Origin of the sequence: Streptomyces sp. NPDC056373 (genome assembly GCF_042262425.1) — a bacterium.
Taxonomy (GTDB): domain Bacteria; phylum Actinomycetota; class Actinomycetes; order Streptomycetales; family Streptomycetaceae; genus Streptomyces.
The window spans coordinates 43,800-50,416 of the sequence record NZ_JBHJPX010000029.1; the positions used below are offsets into that span (position 1 = coordinate 43,800).

The 6,617-nt window shown below is 71.2% G+C and carries 8 protein-coding genes; 4 read left to right on the top strand and 4 right to left on the bottom strand.

All coding sequences use genetic code 11. From position 1 onward, the window contains the following. The first annotated feature begins 23 nt into the window (after window positions 1-23). Both prcB and ACFCXS_RS38130 read left to right on the top strand, forming a co-directional pair. Window positions 24-869 carry a proteasome subunit beta gene (prcB, locus tag ACFCXS_RS38125; protein ID WP_376647928.1) on the top strand — a complete coding sequence of 282 codons (846 nt, stop codon included), beginning with the start codon at window positions 24-26 and terminating at the stop codon, window positions 867-869. A gap of 178 nt (window positions 870-1,047) precedes the next feature. Further along, window positions 1,048-2,208, top strand: a complete 1,161-nt coding sequence (locus ACFCXS_RS38130) for a HoxN/HupN/NixA family nickel/cobalt transporter (RefSeq protein ID WP_376647929.1) — start codon at window positions 1,048-1,050, stop codon at window positions 2,206-2,208. On the opposite strand, the gene ACFCXS_RS38135 is transcribed toward ACFCXS_RS38130, so the two are convergent. The 3 genes from ACFCXS_RS38135 to ACFCXS_RS38145 are packed head-to-tail and all read right to left on the bottom strand — an operon-like array spanning window position 2,198 to window position 4,877. Further along, a complete protein-coding gene (locus tag ACFCXS_RS38135; protein ID WP_376647930.1) occupies window positions 2,198-2,392 on the bottom strand; it encodes a hypothetical protein in 195 nt (64 codons plus the stop codon). The genes ACFCXS_RS38130 and ACFCXS_RS38135 overlap by 11 nt on opposite strands. Before the next feature lie 36 nt (window positions 2,393-2,428). Next, the gene (locus ACFCXS_RS38140) at window positions 2,429-3,397 is read right to left on the bottom strand and encodes a hypothetical protein (RefSeq protein ID WP_376647931.1); all 969 of its coding nucleotides are present in this window, start codon (window positions 3,395-3,397) and stop codon (window positions 2,429-2,431) included. A 10-nt stretch (window positions 3,398-3,407) separates the two neighbouring features. Next, window positions 3,408-4,877 (bottom strand): APC family permease, encoded by a 1,470-nt coding sequence (locus tag ACFCXS_RS38145; RefSeq protein ID WP_376647932.1) that lies wholly within the window; start codon window positions 4,875-4,877, stop codon window positions 3,408-3,410. A 408-nt stretch (window positions 4,878-5,285) separates the two neighbouring features. On the opposite strand from ACFCXS_RS38145, the gene ACFCXS_RS38150 reads away from it, so the two are divergent. Continuing rightward, a complete protein-coding gene (locus ACFCXS_RS38150) occupies window positions 5,286-5,780 on the top strand; it encodes a DUF5709 domain-containing protein (RefSeq protein ID WP_376647936.1) in 495 nt (164 codons plus the stop codon). A gap of 48 nt (window positions 5,781-5,828) precedes the next feature. Here ACFCXS_RS38150 and ACFCXS_RS38155 read toward each other — a convergent pair whose 3' ends face one another. Continuing rightward, a complete protein-coding gene (locus ACFCXS_RS38155; protein ID WP_376647933.1) occupies window positions 5,829-6,035 on the bottom strand; it encodes a hypothetical protein in 207 nt (68 codons plus the stop codon). 208 nt (window positions 6,036-6,243) lie between these two features. On the opposite strand from ACFCXS_RS38155, the gene ACFCXS_RS38160 reads away from it, so the two are divergent. Further along, window positions 6,244-6,474, top strand: coding sequence for a chaplin (locus tag ACFCXS_RS38160; protein WP_376647934.1), 231 nt, complete (start codon window positions 6,244-6,246; stop codon window positions 6,472-6,474). The last annotated feature ends 143 nt before the right edge of the window (window positions 6,475-6,617 follow it).

Here is a 6,617-nt window from a genome sequence, read left to right on the forward strand (position 1 = left end):
GCAACGATCGAGGGGGGAACGGCATGGCGGGCGACCACGAGGGCAGGCTGGGCGAGGAGTTCTTCACCCCGGGCTCCTCGTCCTTCACCGACTTCCTGGCGGCCCACCGCCCGGAGCTGCTGAGCACCCGCCGGGTCCTGCCGGACGGTGTCCGCGCCGAGGGCGCCCCGCACGGGACGACCGTGCTGGCCCTGACCTACCGGGACGGCGTACTCGTCGCGGGTGACCGGCGGGCGACGATGGGCAACCTGATCGCCCAGCGAGACCTGGAGAAGGTGCACCCCGCGGACGACCACTGCGCGGTCGCCTTCGCGGGCACGGTCGGGCTCGCGGTGGACATGGTGAAGCTGTACCAGGTCGAGCTGGCGCACTTCGAGAAGATCGAGGGCATCCCCATGACCCTCGCCGGGAAGGCGACCCGGCTCGCCACCATGATCCGCGACAACCTGGGCCAGGCCATGCAGGGCCTTGCCGTCGTTCCGCTGCTCGCCGGCTACGATCCCGCGGCCCCCGAGGGGGAGCAGGGCCGGATCTTCTCCTTCGACGTCGTCGGCGGCCGCTACGAGAAGTTCGGCTTCCACGCCGAGGGCTCGGGATCGCCGTACGCCCGGGGCGCGCTGAAGAAGCTGTACCGCCCGGGCATGTCCCGCCGCGAGGCGGCTCTGGCGGCCCTGCAGGCGCTGTACGACGCGGCGGACGACGACTCCGCGACCGGTGGCCCCGACCTCACCCGCCGCATCTACCCGATCGTCTCGGTCATCACCGAGGACGGCTTCGAGCGGCTGGCCGAGACGGAGACGGAGGAGCTGAGCCGAGAGACGGTCGAGCAGCGCCACAGCCGGCCGGACGGACCGAACGCCGGGGTGTGACACCCGGCCGCCCCGGCTGCCCGGCGCCGCCCCGACTGTCCGGCGCCGGACCGGCGGAGTTTTGGGTTCCATGGACAAGACCTGTCGCGGGCTTTACTGCACATCACTTGCAGGTGCCCGAGGATGGCACAAGGCTGTTGACCGCAGCCGTCCGTCCGACAGAAAGACCTTCCCCCCGATGACGGCCGCCCCTGAGTCCACTCAGCGCCTCCCCGCCCCGGCCCCCGCCCAGCGCACGGCCTGGCACCGCGTCCGCACCTCCATGACGCGGCGGGAGTGGACCAGGGCCGGGGGGATGGCGGCCTTCATCCTCGCCCTGCACGTGATCGGCTGGTTCACCCTCGTGGCGGTCGTCGCCCCGGAACACCACGCCATCGGCACGCAGACCTTCGGCGTCGGCATCGGCGTCACCGCGTACACGCTCGGCATGCGGCACGCCTTCGACGCCGACCACATCGCCGCCATCGACAACACCACCCGCAAGCTGATGGGGGAGGGGCAGCGGCCGCTGTCCGTGGGCTTCTGGTTCTCCCTCGGCCACTCCAGCGTCGTCTTCGCCCTGGCCTTCCTGCTCACCCTCGGCGTGAAGACCCTGGCGGGGCCGGTCCGTGACGACGGTTCCGCCCTGCACGACGTCACCGGCCTGATCGGCACGACCGTCTCCGGCGCGTTCCTCTACCTCATCGCGGCCGTCAACCTGGTCGTCCTGGCCGGAATCTGGAAGGTGTGCCGCACCATGCGCTCGGGCCGCTACGACGAGGCCGCCCTGGAGGAGCAGCTGAACAACCGCGGCTTCATGAACCGGCTCCTGGGCCGCGTCATGAAGTCGGTCTCCAAGCCCTGGCACATGTACCCGCTGGGCCTGCTGTTCGGCCTCGGCTTCGACACCGCCACCGAGATCGCCCTGCTCGTCCTGGCCGGCTCCGGCGCCGCCTCCGGACTGCCCTGGTACGCGATCCTGTGCCTGCCCGTCCTGTTCGCCGCGGGGATGTGCCTCCTGGACACCATCGACGGCTCGTTCATGAACTTCGCCTACGGCTGGGCCTTCTCCGAGCCGGTCCGCAAGGTCTACTACAACCTCACCGTCACCGGCCTGTCCGTCGCCGTGGCCCTCCTCATCGGCACGGTCGAACTCCTCGGCCTCCTCGCCGAACGCCTCGGCCTGCACGGCCCCTTCTGGGACCGCATCTCCGGCCTCGACCTCAACATCCTCGGCTACGTCGTCGTCGCCCTGTTCCTCGCCACCTGGGTGGTGGCACTGGTGGTGTGGAGGGTCGGACGCATCGAGGAGAAGTGGTCGGGGGACCTGGCGGGGCGGGGGCGCGGCGTCAGTTCATGACCGCCATGGCGTAGGCGAGGGCCAGGGCGCCGACGAGGACCACCCCGAGGACGAGGGCGGCCGCCGTGATCACGACCGCCCCGAACAGCCCCGTCACCACGGACATACCGAGCCGGGCGACCCGACGCGCGCGGGCGGCCTCCCTGATCACGTCGGCGTCGTCGTACCAGCCGTTTTCAGCCATCACACCCTCCCGGCCGGGAGCACATACAGCCGGCCCTCACGCCCCCAGCCGCAGTTCCTTGCGCCACTTGGTGATCTGCTTCTCCGCATCCCCCGTGTACGACCACGGCGTGCGCGTCGCGCGGGGTCCCAGCATGCCCAGCAGAACGCCCGCGATGTCCGTGGCGCCCGCGGAGCAGGCTGCGTGGGCCAGGTAGTTGAAGTCGCGCAGTTCACCGGGCGCGATACCGCTCCGCGTCCGGCCCATGACCCAGCGCTGCCAGGTTCGCCGCAGGTCGCTCGAGGCACCGTCGTGGTTCCAGTGCTGCGAGAGACCCACGGCGGAGTTCCTGCCCTGTGCCGCGTCCAGGGCGAAGCGGTACTCCTCGACCCGGGCGTACTGCACCAGCACGGGCAGCGGGCAGCCGGGCGGCGCCACTCCGGCCGCGTCCCGGGCGAAGTCGTACATCAGGCCGTGCGTGCCGTGCCAGCGCGCCGAGTAGTAGTGGAGCACCTGGAGATGTCCCTCCACGCTGTAGGGATCCCGGCCGTGCAACTCGTCCCACCAGCGCCCCAGTTCCTGCCGGCGCACGCCCTTCGGGTACAGGCGTGCCGCCGAGATCAGCGACACCCATGGCGTCGGGTCCTCCGGGTGCGCCTCAGCCGCCGTCAGGCAGGCCAGCACCGCCGCGTCCACGCGGTGCTGGTCGATCGGCACGCCCCGCCCCGCGGCGATGGCCACGTTGAAGGCGCGGGCGGTCTCCGTCGCCGCCCGCAGCACCAGCGCGTCGGCGCTGTGGGCGTCGGCCGAGAGCCAGGACTCCACCGTCGAACTGCCCGCGCACACCTGCGCGAGCTGCCGTATGCGGTGCCCCCGGGCCGTCCAGTCGCGGCCGGTGGCGGCCAGCAGGTCCCGCGGCCCCTGCCAGCGGCCGATCACGACGTCCTGGCGGGCGGAGGTGAGGTCGGTGTCCCCGCAGTCGGGGTCGAAGTCGGGAGTGAAACCGCGTCTGAGACCGCGTGCCATCGGGTCCCTCTCAGAAGTCGGTGGACAGACCCTCGTGGACACGGGCGTGCGTGTCCTGTTCGTCGGGGACGTAGTCCGTCTCGACCGCGCGTGAGGCGTCCAGCTTCGCGGGACGGTAGTAGTCGCTGCCCTGCCTCCAGTACCAGAGCATCGGGATGAGCCCGATCGCGAGCCCGCCGATGCCGATCGAGATCGCGGCGCGGCTCAGTTCGCCCAGCGACTCCACGAACACCCAGAACATGAACAGGGCGCCGCACAGCGGCCACAGGCCGCCGAAGAGGAAGTTGGCCGGGGACTTCAGCAGCATCTTGCGGTAGGCGACGACCACCGCGAGTCCCGCGAGACCGTAGTAGACGGCGATCTGCAGGCCGATCGCCGAGATGGCGTCGGAGAGGATGTCGCCCACCGAGCCCAGGGCGTTGGAGGCGATGAACATCACCAGCGCCACGGACCCGACCACCACGATGGCCACCCAGGGTGTGTTCCACCGGCGGTGCACCCGGCCCAGCGCCGACGGCATCGTACGGTCCCGGCCCATCGCGAACAGCGAGCGCGTCACCTGGATCAGCGTCGTCTCCAGGGTGGCGATGGTGGACAGCATCACGGCCACGATGAGCAGTTTGCCGCCCCAGCCGGGCCAGATCTCCTCGCCGAGCACCGCCAGCACGTTCGCGTCGTTCTCCTCGATCTGCTTCGAGGTGAGGATCACGTTCACCGCGATGGTGAACACCTCGAACAGCAGGAAGACGATGCCCACCCCGATCAGGCCCGCGAGGCCCGTCGTACGGCGGCTGTTGCGGGTCTCCTCGCTGAGGTTGCTGGTGACGTCCCAGCCCCAGTAGTAGAACGCGGCGATGAGCGCGCCCGAGGCGAAGCCGGCCATGCCGTCGAAGTGCGAGAAGCCGAGCCAGGACCAGTCGAAGGCGCGGGCGTTGCCGGTGTGGAAGAAGGCGAGGACCGCGAACAGCGCCAGGACGGCCAGCTCGACACCTGACATGATCAGCTGGGCGCGGACCGTGAGCCGGGCGCCGCCGAGCACCACGCCCAGCATGACGAGGAACCAGGCCGCGCCGACCACCGTGGACAGCGCGGTGTTGTCCGCGAGACCCTCGTCGAAGAGCGCCAGCGTCATCGAACCGGCGGGCAGCGATCCGGCCACCATGAAGATCGTCGCCGAGATCACCAGCGCCCAGCCGCTGATGAAGCCGAGGAAGGGGTGGAGCGTGCGCCCCACCCACGAGTAACTGGCGCCCGCGTTGACGTCGATCCGGCCGAGGTAGCTGAACGCCAGCGCGATGCCCAGCATGGGTATCGCGCAGTACAGCAGGGCGGCCGGACTCGCCGGCCCCACCGCGCCGACCAGCACGGCGGTGGTCGCTGCCAGCGAGTACGCCGGGGCGCTGCCCGCGACCGCCATCACCACGGTGTCGAATGTGCTGAGGACATTCGCCTGCAGCCCTCTGCCCCTGCTGTAGCTCATGGATGCGCTGCTTTCACTTGTGCGCGACCGGATGCGGGCAGGCCGTCCCGGCGGCGTTGGGGGGTGGGGTGGAGCTCGCCGCCGGACGGAGGAAAGGGTGGCCTCGGCCCCGGTGGCGATGAGAAGGGATGGCGGATACCGTGCTGCCGCCGCGTCGGCAGCCGGTCACACCGTGTGTGCGAGTGATGATAGTCGTACTGATTGAGCTTTCAAGATTGACCGGTGGGTAATGTCCGCGCCCACCCACGGTTTTAACTCCTGTTGGCCCGTGCGACGTTCGGGCACCCTTCCGGCTTCGGGGGACGTCCGCCGAGGTTAGAGCCCGCGTAACGGGAAACGCGGAACGGACAGGCGAGATGAACGAGCCGAGCAGCACACAGGAAGGCAGGAGTGATGGGCACGGAACCGATGCGCCCCGAACCGATGGCGGACGACGCGTACCAGCCCACCGGTACCAACGAGGAGCAGGAGGACGCCGCGCCGCTGGACCTGCAGGACGCCGTCGACGAACGGACGTACGACGACACGCTCGACGAGGGCTACTCCCCGCCGGAGAAGCCCTTGGGCGTCACCAAGCGCGGCACCACCGCTGCCGAGCAGCACGAGGGCGAGAGCCTCGACGATCGGCTGGCCCAGGAGCTCCCCGACGTGTCCGCCGAGCCCGCCGGGGACGGCGTGGGGGACAGCCCCGACAGCGACGGCGAACCGGTGGACCCCGAGGCGGGCACCGCCCGCGCCGGCCGTCTGGTCGCCCCCGACGAGGGCGCCCACGCCGACACCACGAAGGAGACCGTCGCCTCCGACGTCGGCATCGACGGCGGGGCGGCCGGAGCGGAGGAGGCAGCCGTGCACGTGGTGGAGGACGACAGCGCGCTGCCGGAGGACGACGACGGCGGCGTGTGACCCGTCCACCGGCGTGCGGTCGTGCCGGGATGCCGATGGCTGAGACGGCTAGGGAAGCAGCTTCTCCAGGGCGGCGGGTCCCTCCGCCGCCAGCTTGCGCTCGGCCCATTCGAGGGTGCGCGGGTTGACGTCCTGGCCCGAGGCGAGGACCAGGTCCTCCGGCGACACGTCGGTGCCGGTGCGGGCGTGGAGCAGGCGGTCCGGGGTGGCGCGGTCCTCGGGCGGCCGGGATGCGGCGGGCTCTGACATCGACATGTTCTCTGCTCCTAGGGTCCGGATCGCTGGGGCGGCCCCGGTGCTGAAAAACCGGTCCGATATCACCATTCCCCGCGGGAGCGCGGCGTGCATCCGGAGAGCCCCGGCCCGGGCCGGGGCACCCCGTTCGGACGACCATGGATGTCGCGGGGTCCACCTCCGGGTGACGGTGGAGCCACGTGTCCCTGCGACTGACAGGAGCTTTTCCATGCGTACGCGTGTGACTGCCGCAGCCGGTCTGGCCTGTGCCGCCCTGTTCGCCTTCGCCGGTACGGCGAGCGCCAACGACGGCCCCGTCGGGATAGCCGTCGGCAGCCCCGGCGTTCTGTCCGGCAACGTCGTCCAGATCCCGATCGACATCGACGCCAATGTCTGCGGCAACAACGTGATCGGGCTGTTCAGCTCCGCGAGCGGCAACAAGTGCTCGATCAAGGGCTGACCCACCGGTCGTGACGTCCCGCCCGGCGGGGGGCCCCGGCCCCCCCCCCGGGGCCCCCCCCCCCCCCCCCCCCGGCCCCCCCCCCCCCGCCCCCCCCCCCCCCCCCCGCCGCGGCCCCCCCCCCCACCAGGCCGAGGGCGACG

Excerpts from the sequence above, each read along its gene's own strand:
- ACFCXS_RS38145 (WP_376647932.1), bottom strand. The coding sequence starts at position 4,877 with ATGAGCTACAGCAGGGGCAGAGGGCTGCAGGCGAATGTCCTCAGCACA.
- ACFCXS_RS38155 (WP_376647933.1), bottom strand. The coding sequence starts at position 6,035 with ATGTCGATGTCAGAGCCCGCCGCATCCCGGCCGCCCGAGGACCGCGCC.
- prcB (WP_376647928.1), top strand. The coding sequence starts at position 24 with ATGGCGGGCGACCACGAGGGCAGGCTGGGCGAGGAGTTCTTCACCCCG.
- ACFCXS_RS38160 (WP_376647934.1), top strand. The coding sequence starts at position 6,244 with ATGCGTACGCGTGTGACTGCCGCAGCCGGTCTGGCCTGTGCCGCCCTG.
- ACFCXS_RS38135 (WP_376647930.1), bottom strand. The coding sequence starts at position 2,392 with ATGGCTGAAAACGGCTGGTACGACGACGCCGACGTGATCAGGGAGGCC.
- ACFCXS_RS38150 (WP_376647936.1), top strand. The coding sequence starts at position 5,286 with ATGCGCCCCGAACCGATGGCGGACGACGCGTACCAGCCCACCGGTACC.
- ACFCXS_RS38130 (WP_376647929.1), top strand. The coding sequence starts at position 1,048 with ATGACGGCCGCCCCTGAGTCCACTCAGCGCCTCCCCGCCCCGGCCCCC.
- ACFCXS_RS38140 (WP_376647931.1), bottom strand. The coding sequence starts at position 3,397 with ATGGCACGCGGTCTCAGACGCGGTTTCACTCCCGACTTCGACCCCGAC.